This window comes from Streptomyces sp. NPDC111628, assembly GCF_055635195.1.
Window position 1 is genome coordinate 1,132,447 of record NZ_JBVKBZ010000001.1, and the last position, 15,125, is coordinate 1,147,571.

The window sequence follows — 15,125 nt, forward strand, 5'->3', positions numbered from 1 at the left end:
CCGGTGAGTTCCCCAGATCCGCAGGTTCGCGCAGCGCGAAACCAGTCAACCAGTTCCGCCCGCCCCGGCGCGCGCGGACCCGTCGTCGCGGTCACCGGTGCCGCGTCCGGGGTGGGGGCGCTGCTCACCGCGCGGCTCGCCGCGTCCGACGAGGTCAGACAGGTCGTGGCCATCGACGAGCGGCGCGGCGGGTGCGAAGCGGCCGAGTGGCAGATCCTGGACGTACGGGACCCGGCCATCGCCGAGAAACTGCGTGGTGCGGACGTCGTGGTGCACCTTGCGCTCGACCTCGACCTGGAGACCGACGCAGCCGCCAGGACGGCTTACAACGTCCGGGGGACGCAGACCGTCCTGACCGCCGCCGCGGCGGCCGGCGTGCACCGGGTGGTGCTGTGCACCTCCGCGATGGTCTACGGCGCACTCCCGGACAACGAGCTGCCGCTGTCCGAGGACGCCGAGCTGCGCGCCACGGCCGAGGCCACGGGCGTCGGAGACCTGCTGGAGATCGAGCGGCTCGCCCGGCGCGCGCCCCGGGCCCACCCCGGCCTGAACGTCACCGTGGTGCGGCCCGCCGTGCTGGTCGGGGGCATGGACACCGCGCTGACCAGGTATTTCGAGTCACCCCGGCTGCTGGTCGTGGCCGGCTCGCGGCCCGCCTGGCAGTTCTGCCACGTAGACGACCTGTGCAGTGCCCTGGAGTACGCCGTCCTGGAGAAGGCCGACGGAGAGCTGGCCGTCGGGTGCGACGGCTGGCTGGAGCAGGAGGAGGTCGAGGAGCTCAGCGGCATCCGGCGCATGGAGCTGCCCTCCGCGGTCGCGCTCGGCGCGGCGGCCCGGCTGCACCGGATCGGCCTGACGCCCTCCCCGGCCGGGGACCTGGCGTACACGATGTACCCCTGGGTCGTCAGCGGCAGCCGCCTGCACGATGCCGGATGGCGCCCCAAGCACACGAACGAGGAGGTCCTGGCGGAGCTGCTCGAGGAGGTCGCGGGCCGGCACACGGTCGCCGGCCGGCGGCTCGGGCGCAAGGACGCGACGGCGGCGGGCGCCGCGGGCGCGACGGTGGCGCTGCTGGGCGCGGCCGCGGTGGTGCGGCGCGCGCGCAAGGCCCGGCGCCGCATCTGAGACGGGCCCCGGCCGGCGGCCTCTGGAGGAGGCTCCAACGCCGTACGCGCGCGTGCCGGGCGATCACGCTATTCCGCACCGTCCGAGGCGTGGGGCACGATGGAGGTATGGCAACCACGAACGATCACCCCGGTGAGCTGGCCGCGGCCGACCCCGTCAAGCTGATCGGCATCCGCGAGACGCCCCTGTCCGTGGACGAGGTCTTCGGCGCGGTCGGGGACGACGCGTCGGGCGGCACCGCGCTGTTCGTGGGGACCGTGCGCAACCACGACGGCGGCACCGACGTCGACCGGCTCGGGTACTCGTGCCACCCGAGCGCCGAGGCGGAGATGCGCCGGATCGCCGAGAAGGTCGTCGCGGAGTACCCCGTACGGGCGCTTGCGGCACTGCATCGTGTGGGTGACCTGGAGGTCGGGGACCTCGCGGTGGTCGTCGCCGTGTCCTGTCCGCACCGGGGGGAGGCCTTCGACGCCTGCCGGAAGCTCATCGACGACCTGAAGCACGAGGTGCCCATCTGGAAGCACCAGACGTTCTCGGACGGCACCGAGGAATGGGTCGGGGCCTGTTGATCAGGGGTGTCACCTGCGCGGCTCCGGTTGCGTAACCCGCCCCCCGGCGTGAGCGTTGTCACTGCGAATGGTTAATCTGCTGATCAGTCAGTCGCGGACGCTCATGGGGTTGGGAGGTCGGCATGGGAGCGCTTGCCTGGTTGCTGATTCCACTGGTGGCCGCTGTCGGTGCGGGCCTGTGGGGAAGCTGGGCCAACCGGACCCGCAGGGCACGGAGCGACGGCCCCGAGCTGGACGGGTACGCCCGGTTCCGTGAGGCCATGGAGAAGCCCCGCACGGGTGCCTGACGGCCGCCCGACGGTCGTTCGGCGACGGCCGCCCTGACGGTGTTCCGACAGCCGCGTCCCGTACTGTCGTGCCATGCCACGCCGCACCGCGACGATGCTCGCCTCCACCCTGATGCTGATCGCGCTCCTGTGCGCGGGTGTTTTCATCCCCGTGCCGTACTCGGAGATGTCTCCCGGGCCGACGGTGAACACTCTCGGGGACCACGACGGCGAGCCGGTGCTCCAGATCTCCGGTCACAAGACCTACGAGGCGAGCGGTCATCTGAACATGACCACCGTCCGGGTCACCAGTGCCGAGTACCGGATGAACCTCGTGGAGGCCGTCTACGGCTGGCTCGCACACGACAACAGCGTGGTGCCGCACGAGACCCTCTACCCGGACGGCAAGACCGAGGAAGAGGCCACCCAGGAGAACGCGGAGGAGTTCAGCCAGTCCCAGGAGAGCGCGAAGGTCGCCGCCCTGAAGGCGCTCGACGTCCCGGTGAAGTCCTGGGTGGTCGTCTCCGCCGTCGTCAAGGACTCCCCGTCGCAGGGCCGACTGCACGCCGGTGACGTGATCAAGGCCGTGGACGGCACGACCGTCAAGAAGCCCGCGGACGTCGCGGAGCTGGTGACCAAGCACGAGCCGGGACAGGACACCGTCTTCACGATCGTGCCCGCCAAGGAGCAGGCCGCCGCGGAGAAGGAGGGCCGGACGGCGACGAAGACCCAGAAGGTCACCATCAGGACCGAGACCTCCCAGGACGCGGGAGCGAAGCGCGCCGTCGTCGGGATCTCCGCCGGAACCGACCACACCTTCCCGTTCGAGATCGACATCAAGCTGGCCGACGTCGGCGGCCCGAGCGCCGGTCTGATGTTCGCCCTCGGCATCTACGACAAGCTCACCCCCGGTGACCTCACCGGCGGCAAGTTCGTCGCCGGCACCGGGACGATCGACGACAACGGCAAGGTCGGCCCGATCGGCGGCATCGGCATGAAGACCATCGGCGCACACGACAAGGGCGCCCAGTACTTCCTGACGCCCGCGGACAACTGCGCGGCGGCCGCCGAGGACACCCCCGACGGGCTCACCCTCGTGAAGGTCGACACCATCGACGACGCCCTCGGCGCGCTCAAGGACATCCGTTCCGGGAAGACCGCCGACCTGCCGAAGTGCACGGAGGGGTAGCCCCGCAGCCCCGCACAGCCGTCCTGCGTCCGGTGGGGCTACTCCTCGAAGGTCGCCGTCAGCGCCGCGGCCAGACCCGGCACCAGGTCGGAACCCGTGAGGACCTCCGTGGCCGCGTCCTTCTCCCGCAGCCGCAGGGCCGAGTCACGACTGCCGTCGCGCAGGACCGCGACCGTCATACGGACCTCCTGACGGTCCGGGTGCTCCGCCACCCACTGCGCGAGCTTCTTCTCATTGAGGCCCGAAGGCACCTGGGCCTCGGCCGAGGGCGGCAGCATCAGGCGCTCCACGGCGAGCGCGCAGCCGACCACGGCGTCGGGCCAGGCGATGGTGCCCAGGAACTCGTCGAGCGCCTGGTCCGTTGGAATTTCGTCCTGCTCGATCGGGGTGAGGCCGGAGGTCTCCGGCTCCTCCTGCAGACCGAGCCGGTCCGCGAGCGAGGGCTGGTCGGCCCGCAGCCGTGCGGTGTCGACAAGTGCAAAAAGGCGTGCGGGCTGGTCCCAGCCGAGGCCGGAGACGTACTCGTCGATCTCGAGTACGGCCCGGGTGAGGGGGCTCGCTGCCATGGGGGTGTTGGACATGGTCACAATCCTGCCTCGTTCATGGCCGGAATCGGGAACCGAGTAAACGATGAGTAAGTTGCATAAGTGTGGGCCCGCGATCACGGGGGCGCACGGGGGGCCCGCGAACCCGAGGGCCTGACGGATCAACAGCGAACTTCGAGGTGCGCACCTTGGCTTTCCAGATGCCGGACCGCGGCGGAGGCCCCCCGACGGGGCCGCGGATCAGAGTGGGCCGCCCGTCCCGGCGTGTCCGAACCCTGCTGCTGACACTTGGTGTCCTCGCCGTGCTCGCCATGGCGTTCACCATGTTCGCGGGATTCTGGACGGACTGGCTCTGGTACCGGTCGGTCCACTACTCGTCGGTGTTCACGACGACCCTGTGGACCAAGATCGGGCTCTTCTTCGTCTTCGGCCTGCTGATGGCGCTCGCCGTCGGGTTCAACATCTGGTTGGCCCACCGCCTGCGCCCGCCGCTGAGCGCCATGTCGATGGAGCAGCAGAACCTCGACCGGTACCGGATGGGCATCGCCCCGTACAAGAAGTGGCTGCTGCTCGGCATCACCGCCCTGGTCGGCCTGATCGCCGGCGCCTCGGCGTCCGGCCAGTGGCGGACCTGGCTGATGTGGGTCAACGGCGTGCCCTTCGGGCAGAAGGACCCCCAGTTCAAGCTGGACGTCTCCTTCTACGCCTTCGACCTGCCCTGGTACCGGTTCCTGCTCGGCTTCGGCTTCGCAGCCGTGATCATCTCCGTGATCGCCGCCGCGCTCACCCACTACCTGTACGGCGGACTCCGCGTCACCAGCCCGGGCGCGCGCGCCACGGCCGCGGCCACCGGGCACCTCTCGGTGCTCATCGGAGTCTTCGTCGCCCTCAAGGCGGTCGCCTACTGGCTCGACCGGTACGGCCTCGCGGTGAAGTCCAGCGACTTCAAGGCGACCGACAACTGGACGGGCCTGAGGTACGTCGACGCCAACGCCTACCTGCCGGCCAAGACGATCCTGTTCTGCATCGCGGTCATCTGCGCCCTGCTGTTCTTCGCCACCCTGTGGCGGCGCACCTGGCAGCTGCCCGTGATCGGCTTCGGCCTGATGGTGCTCTCCGCGATCCTCATCGGCGGCCTGTACCCGGCGCTGGTCCAGAAGTTCCAGGTCCAGCCGAACGAGCAGGCCAAGGAAGCGCCGTACGTCGAGAAGAACCTCGCGGCCACGCGCGACGCGTACGGCATCGAGGGCACCCAGGTCGCCGAGTACCCGGGCAAGAGCGAGACCAAGGACAAGACCAAGCTCCGTGACGACGCGGACGCCGCGGCCTCCGTCCGGATCATGGACCCGAACATCATCTCGCCGACGTTCCAGCAGCTCCAGCAGATGCGTAACTACTACGCGTTCCCGACCAACCTGGACGTCGACCGCTACGCCAAGGACGGCAAGGACCAGGACACGGTCATCGGTCTGCGCGAGCTGAACCTGGCGGGCATCCCGAAGAAGAACTGGATCAACAACCACTTCCGCTACACCCACGGCTACGGCGTGGTCGCGGCGAAGGGTACCCAGGTCGACTCCGAGGGGCGCCCGGTCTTCACCGAGTCCAACCTGCCGTCCGAGGGCGACCTCGGAAAGTACGAGCAGCGGGTCTACTACGGCGAGAAGACCACCACCTACTCGATCGTCGGCGGTCCCCAGAAGGAGATCGACTACTCCGACGACACCGGGGAGAAGACGTTCAGCTACAAGGGCGACGGCGGCGTCGACCTGTCCAACCCGATCAACCGGGCGGCGTACGCGGCCGCGTTCAGCGAGCCGCAGATCCTCTACTCCGGCGCGATCGGCGAGGGTTCCCGGATCCTTTACAACCGCACGCCCAAGGAGCGCGTCGAGGCGGTCGCCCCCTGGCTGACCATCGACGGCGACGCCTATCCGGCGGTGGTGGACGGCCGTATCCAGTGGATCGTCGACGCCTACACGACGACGAACGGCTATCCGTACGCCTCCCGGACCACGCTCGGCGACACCACCGCGGACTCGCTGACCGCGAACAACAACTCGCGCGCGGTGGTGGCCCAGCAGAACCAGGTCAACTACATCCGCAACTCCGTGAAGGCGACCGTCGACGCGTACAGCGGTGACGTGAAGCTCTACGAGTGGGACACCGAGGACCCGGTCCTGAAGACCTGGAAGAAGGCGTTCCCGGGCACGGTGCAGGACAAGGGCGAGATCTCCAAGGAGCTGATGGCGCATCTGCGCTATCCGCAGGACCTGTTCAAGGTCCAGCGCGAGCTGCTCACGCGCTACCACGTGAAGGACGCCAACACCTTCCTCAGCGGCAGCGAGGTGTGGCAGGTGCCGGACGACCCGACCAACAAGTCGGGCGACGCGGTGCCGCCGTACTACCTGAGCATGAAGATGCCCGACCAGAAGGCGCAGGCCTTCTCGCTGACGACGACGTTCACACCCAACGGGCGTGACAACCTCAGCGCGTTCATGGCGGTCGACGCCGAGGCGGGCACCAGCGACTACGGCAAGATCAGAATTCTGAAACTGCCGACGAGCACGACCGTCGACGGACCCAAACAGGTACAGAGCCAGTTCAACTCCGAACAGGACATCGCCGAGTCCATCAGGCTGCTGAGAGGCGGCGACTCGGAGGTGGAGTACGGCAACCTGCTGACGGTGCCGCTGGACGGCGGGCTGCTGTACGTCGAGCCCGTCTACGTGCGCGGCGGCGACCTCAAGTACCCGTTGTTGCGCAAGGTCCTGGTGAGCTACGGGGGCAACACCGCCTTCGAGAACACGCTCGACGCGGCCCTCAACAAGGTCTTCGGAGCGCAGGCCGCCGAGACCGAGCAGCCACCGGACGAGGGCGACGACACGACCGAGCCGCCGCCGACGTCCGACAACCCCACGGTCCGGGAAGCGCTGAGCGATGCGCAGAAGGCCTTCGACGCCGGGCAGAAGGCCCTGGAGCAGAAGGACTTGGCCGCGTACGCCGAGGCGCAGAAGGACCTCGAGGAGGCACTCCAGCGGGCCGAGGACGCACAGGCCAAGGCCGACCAGGGTGCCGGCGGCAAGAACGGCGATGACAAGAACGCCGGTGACAAGAACAGCGGGGACAAGGCCGGCGACGACAAGGCCGGTCCGGACGCGACACCGACCGGTGATGCCGGTGGCGGAGCGGACACCGGCTGACCGTCCGGTCGCGCCGGACCGGTTGTTCCAGCTGGTCAAAGCCCATCCCGCGCCGTGCTAGGGTTGTGAACACAACGGCGCGGGGTGGAGCAGCTCGGTAGCTCGCTGGGCTCATAACCCAGAGGTCGCAGGTTCAAATCCTGTCCCCGCTACTGAAGTCGTAAGCTGTGTGCGAGCGACCACGAAGGCCCGGATTCCTCCAAGGAATCCGGGCCTTCGTGATGTGCGAACGCATGTACCGGTGAACGTGACGGCCGCGCCGCCAAGGGGAGTTGGGCAGATCTGTGTTTGACTTGTCTCCCTGTGGGCATGTCGACAAAACGCTGAAGTGACCTCACTGACTGCGGTATACCGGATGTACCGAGGTTGCGGGTGGTGCGACGATGAACGTTATGGGGGACATGGCAAATCTGTTCGGGACAGGGCGTTTTGCGCAGCCGTCCGGTCAGCTTTCCGGTCAGGAGGAGGCCACGGACGAGGCTCAGGAAGTCGCCGACGAGGCCGCCGAGGAAGTGCGGCTGCGGCTCGCCGTCGACGGCGGTGACGTCGAGGCGATGAGCGTGCTCGGCGCGATGCTGCTGCGCCGTGGCGACTTCGACGGAGCCGAGTCGCACCTGCGTGCCGCGACCGCGGCCGGCGACCGGGCCGCCGCCAACAACCTGGGCGTCCTGCTGCACCAGCGCGGATACGCCGACGAGGCCGCCGGCTGGTGGCGCATCGCCGCCGTCGCCGGATCCGCCGCCGCCGCGCACGCGCTGGGCCGGCACTTCCGTGAACGCGGGGACGAGCCCGCCGCCGAGTACTGGCTGTGCCAGTCCGCGGAACAGGGGCACGTGCTGGGCGCCTACGCGCTCGCCGACCTGCTGGAGCACCGCGGCGACGACACCGGGTCCGAGCGGTGGATGCGGGCCGCGGCCGAACGCGGGCACCGGGAAGCGGCGTACCGGCTGGCGCGGACGCTGGACCGGCCGGCCGGGCAGGACGGCGACGACAAAGCCGCCGCCCGCGCGGCCGACGAGGCCGAGCAGTGGTACCGGCAGGCCGCCGCGCGCGGTCACCGGCGGGGCGCGCTGCACCTGGGGACGATCCTGGAGAAGCGCGGCGAGCTCAAGGAGGCGGGCCGGTGGTACCTCACGTCCGCCAAGGACGGCGAGGCCCGCGCCGCCTGCGCGCTCGGCTTCCTGCTGCGGGACGCCGGGGACACCGAGAGCGCCGCCGTGTGGTGGCTGCGCGCCGCCCAGGACGGCGACGGCAACGCCGCCAACGCCCTGGGCGCGCTGCACGCCGAGCGGGGCGAGACCCAGACCGCGGAGCGCTGGTACCGGGCCGCGATGGACGCGGGCGACGACAACGGCGCGTACAACCTCGGGCTGCTCTGCGCCGAGCAGGGGCGCACCACGCAGGCCGAGCAGTGGTACCGCAGGGCCGCGTACGCCGGGCACCGGGAGGCCTCCAATGCGCTGGCCATCCTGCTGCTGCGCGCCGGGGACGAGAGCGGCGCCGAGCCGTGGTTCTCCAAGGCCGCCGAGGCGGGCAGCGTCGACGCCGCCTTCAACCTCGGCATCCTGCACGCCGGGCGTAGCGAGGAGCGGGCGGCGCTGCGCTGGTACGAGCGGGCCGCTGCCGCCGGGCACACCGAGGCTGCGCTCCAGGTCGGCATGGCACGGCTGCGCGGTGGGGACGAGCGCGAGGCGGAGCGGTTCCTGCGCTGTGCGGCCGGGGGCGGCAGCGCGGAGGCCGCCTACCGGCTGGCGACGGTGCTGGACGCGCGTCGGCCGCCGGCGCCCGCGCACGAGCTGGGTGAGCCTGCGCAGGAGAAGTCCGAGTGCGAGGAGTGGTACGAGCGGGCGGCCTCCCAGGGGCACCGGCGGGCGCAGGTGCGGGTGGGGATGCTCGCCGCGGCGCGGGGCGACGTGGTGGAGGCGGCGCGGTGGTACCGCGAGGCGGCCGAGGCCGGGTCCCGCAACGGTGCGTTCAACCTGGGGCTGCTGCTGGCGCGCGAGGGGAGTGAGCCCGAGGCCGTCGTGTGGTGGCGCAGGGCGGCCGACGCCGGGCACGGGCGGGCGGCGCTGCGGCTGGCGCTGGTCTGTGCGCGGCGGGGGGAGCTGGCGGAGGGGCAGCGGTGGGCGGACCTGGCGGTGTCGCTGGGGCCGCGGGAGGTGGGGGAGCGGGCGGCTCGGCTGCGGGACGCGTTGCGGCAGGAGCTGTCGGCGTGACGCTGCGCTGAGCTCGGGTGCGGTTTGTAAGTGCCCCGGGTTCGGCTGGCGGGGGCGACGCAAACCGGCGCTTGCCGGGTGCCGCTGCGCCCACCCGTGCCGCCCCAGCGGCACGATTGCCCGCAGCTACGGCTCGGAATGCACCTAGGGCCGGAATCCTTTGGATTCCGGCCCTAGGTCTTCAGTAGCGGGGACAGGATTTGAACCTGCGACCTCTGGGTTATGAGCCCAGCGAGCTACCGAGCTGCTCCACCCCGCGTCGATGAATGGAACACTACGTCACCATGGAGAGGAGAGGCAAATCCCTGCTCACGCCGCCGCGCAGTTCGGGCAGGTGCCGCGGTACGTCACCTCGACGTCCGACACCGTGAAGCCGAAGCGCTCCGAGTCGGGGAGGTCGGCCAGCGGGTTGCCGGTCGGGTGCACGTCGCGGATCGCGCCGCACCGCGCGCAGACCAGGTGGTGGTGCGGCCGGTGCGCGTTCGGGTCGTAGCGCTTGGCGCGCTTGTCCGTCGCGACCTCCAGCACCTCGCCGAGCGAGACCAGCTCGCCCAAGGTGTTGTAGACCGTCGCCCGGGAGATCTCGGGGAGCTTGTCCACGGCCCGGGAGTGCACCTCGTCGGCCGTCAGGTGGACGTGTTCGCCGTCGAGGACCTCGGCCACGACGCGCCGCTGCGCGGTCATGCGCCAGCCGCGCCCGCGCAGCCGTTCCAAAAGGTCACTCATACACATCAGCCTAACAGCAAGGGGGACCAGGTCCCGAATGGGTGTGACTTTGGAGTCCTGCTCGACTTAGACACTGTCCATTGTAGGAACCGGGGCGGCATTGGCCAAGAGGCACGGCCTGTGCGGGCCGGTGCAGTGCGCCGGCCCGCACCTCGCAAGGTCCGTCAGGCGGTCACCACCGGGGCGTTGTGCGGGGCGCGTGCCGGTGCCCAGCGGCGGATGATGTCGCGCACCGAGACGATCCCGACGGGCTCGCCGCCGTCCAGGACGATGAGGTGGCGGAAACCGCCGTGAGCCATCGCGCCGGCCGCCTCCTCCACGGTCCAGGTCGGGGCGGCGAAGACGACGTCGGTGGTGGTGTGGCCGTGGGCGCGCTCGGTGTCCGGGTCCTGGCCCCGGCCCACGGAGACGAGTACGTCGCGTTCGGTGAGGATCCCGATGCCGCCGGCGTCGGGGTCGTACACCACCGCCGCGCCGACGCGGCGTGCGGACATCAGGGCGGCGGCCTGGCGGAGTGTGTGGGCGGGACCGATGGTGAGGACGACCGTGCTCATGACTTCGCGGACGAGCATGGGTGGAGCCACCTCCTGCCGGTGATCCATGAGTTAGTTCATGGATTCACAAGTTCACAAGTGGGGGAACTCTCAGGGTGGCAGGTAAAGCACGGGTCAACAAGGGGGCGCGGAGGGCGAGTCGGCGGGCGCTCAGTAGCGCTGGTTGAGATATCCGAGCAGTTCGTCGTGGAGCCGGCCGTTCGACGCCGCCGCGTTTCCACTGTGCGGGCCGGGGCGGCCGTCGAGGCCGGTGAAGGTGCCGCCGGCCTCCGTGACGATGATCGCGTTCGCGGCCATGTCCCAGAGGGAGAGCTCCGGTTCGGCGCAGATGTCCACCGAGCCCTCGGCGACCATCATGTACGGCCAGAAGTCGCCGTACGCGCGCGTGCGCCACACCTCGCGGGTCAGGTCGAGGAAGCCGTCGAGGCGGCCCTGCTCCTCCCAGCCGCTCAGCGAGGAGTACGCGAAGGAGGCGTCGGAGAGCGTGGAGACCTGGGAGACGTGCAGCCGGTGGGCGGAGGTCAGGCTGCGGCCCGTGAACGCGCCGTGGTCCTGCACCGCCCACCAGCGGCGCCCGAGGGCGGGCGCCGAGACGAGGCCGACGACGGGCTGGTAGCCGCCCTCCCTGGCCTCCATCAGGGAGATGAGGGTGGCCCAGACGGGGACACCGCGCACGTAGTTCTTGGTGCCGTCGATCGGGTCGATGACCCAGCGCCGCGGGCCGGTGCCCGCCACGCCGAACTCCTCGCCGTGGACCGAGTCGCGGGGGCGGGCGCGGGAGAGGTGGCCGCGGATGAGTTCCTCGGCGGCCTTGTCCGCCTCGCTCACCGGGGTCATGTCCGGCTTCGTCTCGACCTTCAGATCGAGGGCCTTGAAGCGGTCCATCGTCGCGGCGTCGGCGGCGTCGGCGAGTACGTGGGCGAGGCGGAGGTCGTCGAGGTAATCGGGCATGCCGTCACGCTATCTGTCGGGGGCGGGGCGGGGCTACCAGGGGTTTGGCGGGCGTGGCGGGGCGGGGCAGGCGCTGTGGGGGCTCCGCCCGGCGGGTGCGAGGACCCTTGACAGTGCTCCCATACCCGTCAAATCTGGCAGCAAGTCGCTCGGCACGTCCGGCAGCGTTCGCTCGGCCCGAGGGAGGCGAGGGTGCCTGCAGCCCGGGAGTCCCTGCTCGATGCCGCGTACACGGCGCTGGCGCGCCGGCCGTGGTCCGCCGTGCGGATGGTGGACGTGGCGGCTTCCGCCGGGGTGTCCCGGCAGACCCTCTACAACGAGTTCGGCAGCAAGGAAGGTCTCGCCCGGGCACTCGTGAGGCGGGAGGCCGACGGCTATCTCGCCGGAGTGGAGCGCGCGCTCTCCGGGCCCAGCGACCCGCGTGAACGACTCACCGCCACCGCCGAGTGGATGATGTCGGCGGCCCACGACAACGCGCTGGTCCGGGCCATGCTCACGGGGTGCTGGAGCGAGCGGCTGCCCGCACCGGCCCTGACGGCGGTGCCCTCCTCGTCCGCCGTGCCGGCCCAGCGACGGGCCGACGGTCCGCTGCCCTCGCCCGGCGACTTCGTGGGCCTCGTCCGCGACCGTGCCGTGGCCGTCCTGGGCGGCGCCGGTCCGCTCCCGCCGCCGGACGCCGCCGAACTGGCCCGTTCCTGCGAACTGACCGTGCGCCTCGCCCTCTCCTGCGTCGCCGCGCCGCCCGCCGACGGCGGGGTGGCGGACCTCGTACGCACCGCCCTGCCGCGCCGCCCGACGGCATAGCGGCCGTCCGCGCAGGCGCAGGCGCGCGCAGGGGAGGTCCCTAGTGCGCCGAGCCCGACAGCTGCAGCCCGATCACGCCGATGATGACGAAGCTGATCGAGACGATCTTCAGGGTCGAGACCAGGTCGCCGAGGAAGATCATGCCGTAGATGGCCGTGCCCGCCGCGCCGATGCCGGTCCACACCGCGTACGCGGGGCCGACGTCGAGCTTCTTCAGAGACATCGTCAGCAGGCCGAAGCTGCCCAGCGCGAAGGCGCAGAAGGCGATGGTGGGCCAGAGCCGGGTGAAACCGTGCGACAGCTTCAGACAGACGGCGAAGCCGGTTTCGAGCACTCCGGCCACTATGACCAGCAGCCACGCCATGTCTTGTCCTCCCGTGGTCCCTACCGCGACCGCTGTGTCGACGCCGGTCAGTGGCCTCGTCCGACAACGACTTCGTTTGACGACGACTTCGTCCGGCTTTGCTCAGGCTTGGTTCCGGCTTGGTGCGATTATGCACTTACCGGCTGCACGGCACGCCAAACAACGCGATGGTCAGTCGCCTTCCTTGCGTTCCCGCGTCGACAGCAGCCGGCGCAGCGAGTACAGCCGGGCCGGGTCCGCGTGCCCCTCGGCGACCCAGGCGTCCAGCGCGCAGTCGGGCTCGTCGTGACTGCACGCGCGCGGACAGCCCTCGGTGCCGGGCACCAGGTCGGGGAAGGCGTTGATCACCCGGGACGGGTCGATGTGCGCCAGCCCGAACGACCGTACGCCCGGGGTGTCGACGACCCAGCCGCCCTCCGCGGAGGACAGCGGCAGGGCGAGCGCCGAGGTTGTGGTGTGCCGGCCGCGGCCCGTCACCGCGTTGACATGACCCGTCACCCGGCGGCGGTCCTCGGGCACCAGGGTGTTGACCAGGGTCGTCTTGCCGACGCCCGAGTGGCCGACGAAGGCCGTGATCTTCCCGTCCAGGTGCTCGCGCACCAGGTCGGCGGCGGCGCCGTTCTCCAGCTCCTCCCGGCTGGTGACGACGTACGGGATGTCCAAGGCGCCGTACAGCTCCAGGAGTTCGTCCGGCGGTGCCAGGTCCGACTTGGTCATCACCAGCAGCGGGGCGAGGCCGCCGTCGAACGCCGCCACCAGGCAGCGGTCGATGAGGCGGGGGCGCGGCTCGGGGTCGGCGAGGGCGGTGACGATGGCGAGTTGGTCGGCGTTGGCGACGACCACCCGCTCGTAGGGGTCGTCGTCGTCGGCCGTGCGGCGCAGGACCGAGGTGCGCTCCTCGATGCGGACGATGCGTGCGAGCGTGTCCTTCTTGCCGGTGAGGTCGCCGACCAGGGCCACCCGGTCACCGACGATCGCCGCCTTGCGGCCCAGTTCGCGCGCCTTCATCGCCATGACGATCCGGTCGTCGACGAGGCAGGTCAGCCGGCCGCGGTCCACGGTGAGGACCAGGCCCTCGGCGGCGTCCTCGTGCTTGGGGCGGATGTGGGTGCGTGGCCGGTTGCCCTTGCGGTTGGGGCGGGAGCGGATGTCGTCCTCGTCGGTGTGCTTGCCGTAGCGGCGCATGGCTATCCGTCCCTACGCCCCGAGCATCCCGGTCCACAGGTCGGGGAAGTCGGGCAGGGTCTTGGCGGTCGTCGCCACGTTCTCGATCTGCACGCCCTCGACCGCGAGGCCGAGGACGGCGCCGGCGGTGGCCATGCGGTGGTCCTCGTAGGTGTGGAAGACGCCGCCGTGCAGACGGCGCGGGCGGATGTGGAGGCCGTCGGCGGTCTCGGTGACGTCACCGCCGAGTTCGTTGATCTCCTTGGTGAGCGCGGCCAGCCGGTCCGTCTCGTGCAGCCGCAGATGGGCCACGCCGCGCAGGGTGGAGGGGGAGTCCGCGAGGGCGGCGACGGCCGCGATCCCCGGGGTCAGCTCGCCGACCTCGCTCAGGTCGACGTCGATGCCGTGGATCGCACCCGATCCGGTGAACACGAGCCCGAAGTCCGTCAGTTCGCAGGAACCGCCCATGTCGGTGAAGATCTCGCGCAGCCGGTCGCCGGGCTGGGTGGTGCGGGACGGCCAGTCGGGGATCACCACCTTGCCGCCGGTCACCAGCGCCGCCGCCAGGAACGGCTGCGCGTTCGACAGGTCCGGCTCGATGGTCAGGTCCCGGCCGAGCAGCGCACCCGGCGTGACCCGCCACACGTTCGGCTCGCCGCCGGACTCGGGGGTGTCGACCTGGGCGCCGACCGCGCGCAGCATGTCGACCGTCATGCGGATGTGCGGCATGGAGGGCAGCGCGGAACCGGTGTGGCGCACCTCGACGCCCTGGTTGAAGCGCGGCCCGGACAGCAGCAGGGCGCTGACGAACTGCGAGGAGGAGGACGCGTCGATCTCGACCGGGCCGCCCTCCAGGGCCCCGCCGCCGTGCACGGTCAGCGGCAGCGCGCCGCGCCCGTCGTCGTCGACCCGGGCGCCCAGGACGCGCAGCGCGTCGATCACGCCGTGCAGCGGACGCTCGTACGACCGTGGGTCGCCGTCGAAACGGACGGCGCCGTCGGCCAGCGTGGCGACCGGCGGCAGGAAGCGCATGACCGTGCCGGCGTTGCCGACGTCGACCGTGGCCGGGCCGCGCAGACCGGCCGGGATGACCCGCCAGAACTCGCCGGTGCCCTCGGGGCCGACGCCCTCCTCGATCTCGACGCCCATCGTGCGCAGCGCCTCGGCCATCAGCAGGGTGTCGCGAGAGCGCAGCGGGCGGCGCAGCCAGCCGGGCTCGGAGGCGAGGGCGGCCAGCACCAGGGCGCGGTTGGTGACCGACTTGGACCCGGGCACGTGGACGGTCGCGTCGACGGCCCCGCTCGCGTGCGGGGCGGGCCAGAGGGCGGTGTGCGCGGGGTTCACGGTCATGGGGCCCACTTTAATGGCTGAGGACGATCGGAGATCTTGATCAAAAGCGCCGAAACCTGACCGAAAACGCAACAGTGCACATGCCGTGCATATATGCGG

General features: G+C 70.8%; 14 protein-coding genes and 2 tRNA genes. 8 read left to right on the top strand and 8 right to left on the bottom strand.

The window, feature by feature from the left end; all coding sequences use genetic code 11:
- The first annotated feature begins 3 nt into the window (after positions 1-3).
- From ACZ7MF_RS05560 to ACZ7MF_RS05575, 4 genes are all read left to right on the top strand, one after another.
- Positions 4-1,125 (top strand): SDR family oxidoreductase, encoded by a 1,122-nt coding sequence (locus ACZ7MF_RS05560; protein ID WP_471474672.1) that lies wholly within the window; start codon positions 4-6, stop codon positions 1,123-1,125.
- A 107-nt stretch (positions 1,126-1,232) separates the two neighbouring features.
- Positions 1,233-1,694: a molybdenum cofactor biosynthesis protein MoaE gene (locus ACZ7MF_RS05565; protein WP_471474674.1), complete on the top strand. Its 462-nt coding sequence runs from the start codon at positions 1,233-1,235 to the stop codon at positions 1,692-1,694.
- Positions 1,695-1,816: 122 nt separating this feature from the next.
- Positions 1,817-1,981, top strand: a complete 165-nt coding sequence (locus tag ACZ7MF_RS05570) for a hypothetical protein (RefSeq protein ID WP_003973774.1) — start codon at positions 1,817-1,819, stop codon at positions 1,979-1,981.
- Between the two features lie 73 nt (positions 1,982-2,054).
- Positions 2,055-3,149 carry a YlbL family protein gene (locus ACZ7MF_RS05575; RefSeq protein WP_471474675.1) on the top strand — a complete coding sequence of 365 codons (1,095 nt, stop codon included), beginning with the start codon at positions 2,055-2,057 and terminating at the stop codon, positions 3,147-3,149.
- Positions 3,150-3,187: 38 nt separating this feature from the next.
- Here the strand turns inward: ACZ7MF_RS05575 and ACZ7MF_RS05580 are convergent, their stop codons facing one another.
- Positions 3,188-3,730, bottom strand: a complete 543-nt coding sequence (locus ACZ7MF_RS05580) for a PPA1309 family protein (protein ID WP_361004101.1) — start codon at positions 3,728-3,730, stop codon at positions 3,188-3,190.
- A 164-nt stretch (positions 3,731-3,894) separates the two neighbouring features.
- Here ACZ7MF_RS05580 and ACZ7MF_RS05585 point away from each other — a divergent pair, with 164 nt between their 5' ends.
- The 3 genes from ACZ7MF_RS05585 to ACZ7MF_RS05595 all read left to right on the top strand — a co-directional run bounded on the left by ACZ7MF_RS05585 (position 3,895) and on the right by ACZ7MF_RS05595 (position 9,113).
- On the top strand, positions 3,895-6,897 hold the full coding sequence (locus ACZ7MF_RS05585; RefSeq protein ID WP_471475197.1) for a UPF0182 family membrane protein: 3,003 nt from the start codon (positions 3,895-3,897) through the stop codon (positions 6,895-6,897).
- A gap of 78 nt (positions 6,898-6,975) precedes the next feature.
- Positions 6,976-7,049 (top strand) — tRNA-Met (locus tag ACZ7MF_RS05590).
- Positions 7,050-7,280: 231 nt separating this feature from the next.
- A complete protein-coding gene (locus tag ACZ7MF_RS05595; protein WP_471474677.1) occupies positions 7,281-9,113 on the top strand; it encodes a tetratricopeptide repeat protein in 1,833 nt (610 codons plus the stop codon).
- 185 nt (positions 9,114-9,298) lie between these two features.
- Here ACZ7MF_RS05595 and ACZ7MF_RS05600 read toward each other — a convergent pair.
- The 4 genes from ACZ7MF_RS05600 to hisN form a co-directional block, all read right to left on the bottom strand.
- Positions 9,299-9,372: transfer RNA gene (locus tag ACZ7MF_RS05600), tRNA-Met, on the bottom strand.
- Positions 9,373-9,422: 50 nt separating this feature from the next.
- A complete protein-coding gene (locus ACZ7MF_RS05605) occupies positions 9,423-9,839 on the bottom strand; it encodes a Fur family transcriptional regulator (protein ID WP_003973766.1) in 417 nt (138 codons plus the stop codon).
- 164 nt (positions 9,840-10,003) lie between these two features.
- Positions 10,004-10,411, bottom strand: coding sequence for a CBS domain-containing protein (locus ACZ7MF_RS05610; protein WP_356856624.1), 408 nt, complete (start codon positions 10,409-10,411; stop codon positions 10,004-10,006).
- Positions 10,412-10,543: 132 nt separating this feature from the next.
- Positions 10,544-11,344, bottom strand: a complete 801-nt coding sequence (gene hisN / locus ACZ7MF_RS05615; protein WP_115744112.1) for a histidinol-phosphatase — start codon at positions 11,342-11,344, stop codon at positions 10,544-10,546.
- Between the two features lie 192 nt (positions 11,345-11,536).
- On the opposite strand from hisN, the gene ACZ7MF_RS05620 reads away from it, so the two are divergent.
- The gene (locus ACZ7MF_RS05620) at positions 11,537-12,148 is read left to right on the top strand and encodes a TetR/AcrR family transcriptional regulator (protein ID WP_471474679.1); all 612 of its coding nucleotides are present in this window, start codon (positions 11,537-11,539) and stop codon (positions 12,146-12,148) included.
- Between the two features lie 40 nt (positions 12,149-12,188).
- Here ACZ7MF_RS05620 and ACZ7MF_RS05625 read toward each other — a convergent pair whose 3' ends face one another.
- The 3 genes from ACZ7MF_RS05625 to aroA all read right to left on the bottom strand — a co-directional run bounded on the left by ACZ7MF_RS05625 (position 12,189) and on the right by aroA (position 15,026).
- Positions 12,189-12,512, bottom strand: a complete 324-nt coding sequence (locus ACZ7MF_RS05625; protein ID WP_003973762.1) for a DMT family transporter — start codon at positions 12,510-12,512, stop codon at positions 12,189-12,191.
- A gap of 171 nt (positions 12,513-12,683) precedes the next feature.
- Positions 12,684-13,697 (bottom strand): ribosome small subunit-dependent GTPase A, encoded by a 1,014-nt coding sequence (gene rsgA / locus ACZ7MF_RS05630; RefSeq protein WP_471474680.1) that lies wholly within the window; start codon positions 13,695-13,697, stop codon positions 12,684-12,686.
- A gap of 12 nt (positions 13,698-13,709) precedes the next feature.
- The gene (aroA, locus tag ACZ7MF_RS05635) at positions 13,710-15,026 is read right to left on the bottom strand and encodes a 3-phosphoshikimate 1-carboxyvinyltransferase (RefSeq protein ID WP_361004120.1); all 1,317 of its coding nucleotides are present in this window, start codon (positions 15,024-15,026) and stop codon (positions 13,710-13,712) included.
- Positions 15,027-15,125: the final 99 nt, after the last annotated feature.

What these genes read in the sequence shown, in the direction of transcription:
- ACZ7MF_RS05565 (WP_471474674.1), top strand. Translation starts at nt 1,233, where the DNA reads ATGGCAACCACGAACGATCACCCCGGTGAGCTGGCCGCGGCCGACCCC.
- ACZ7MF_RS05570 (WP_003973774.1), top strand. Translation starts at nt 1,817, where the DNA reads ATGGGAGCGCTTGCCTGGTTGCTGATTCCACTGGTGGCCGCTGTCGGT.
- ACZ7MF_RS05575 (WP_471474675.1), top strand. Translation starts at nt 2,055, where the DNA reads ATGCCACGCCGCACCGCGACGATGCTCGCCTCCACCCTGATGCTGATC.
- ACZ7MF_RS05580 (WP_361004101.1), bottom strand. Translation starts at nt 3,730, where the DNA reads ATGTCCAACACCCCCATGGCAGCGAGCCCCCTCACCCGGGCCGTACTC.
- ACZ7MF_RS05585 (WP_471475197.1), top strand. Translation starts at nt 3,895, where the DNA reads ATGCCGGACCGCGGCGGAGGCCCCCCGACGGGGCCGCGGATCAGAGTG.
- ACZ7MF_RS05595 (WP_471474677.1), top strand. Translation starts at nt 7,281, where the DNA reads ATGAACGTTATGGGGGACATGGCAAATCTGTTCGGGACAGGGCGTTTT.
- ACZ7MF_RS05605 (WP_003973766.1), bottom strand. Translation starts at nt 9,839, where the DNA reads ATGAGTGACCTTTTGGAACGGCTGCGCGGGCGCGGCTGGCGCATGACC.
- ACZ7MF_RS05610 (WP_356856624.1), bottom strand. Translation starts at nt 10,411, where the DNA reads ATGCTCGTCCGCGAAGTCATGAGCACGGTCGTCCTCACCATCGGTCCC.
- hisN (WP_115744112.1), bottom strand. Translation starts at nt 11,344, where the DNA reads ATGCCCGATTACCTCGACGACCTCCGCCTCGCCCACGTACTCGCCGAC.
- ACZ7MF_RS05625 (WP_003973762.1), bottom strand. Translation starts at nt 12,512, where the DNA reads ATGGCGTGGCTGCTGGTCATAGTGGCCGGAGTGCTCGAAACCGGCTTC.
- rsgA (WP_471474680.1), bottom strand. Translation starts at nt 13,697, where the DNA reads ATGCGCCGCTACGGCAAGCACACCGACGAGGACGACATCCGCTCCCGC.
- aroA (WP_361004120.1), bottom strand. Translation starts at nt 15,026, where the DNA reads ATGACCGTGAACCCCGCGCACACCGCCCTCTGGCCCGCCCCGCACGCG.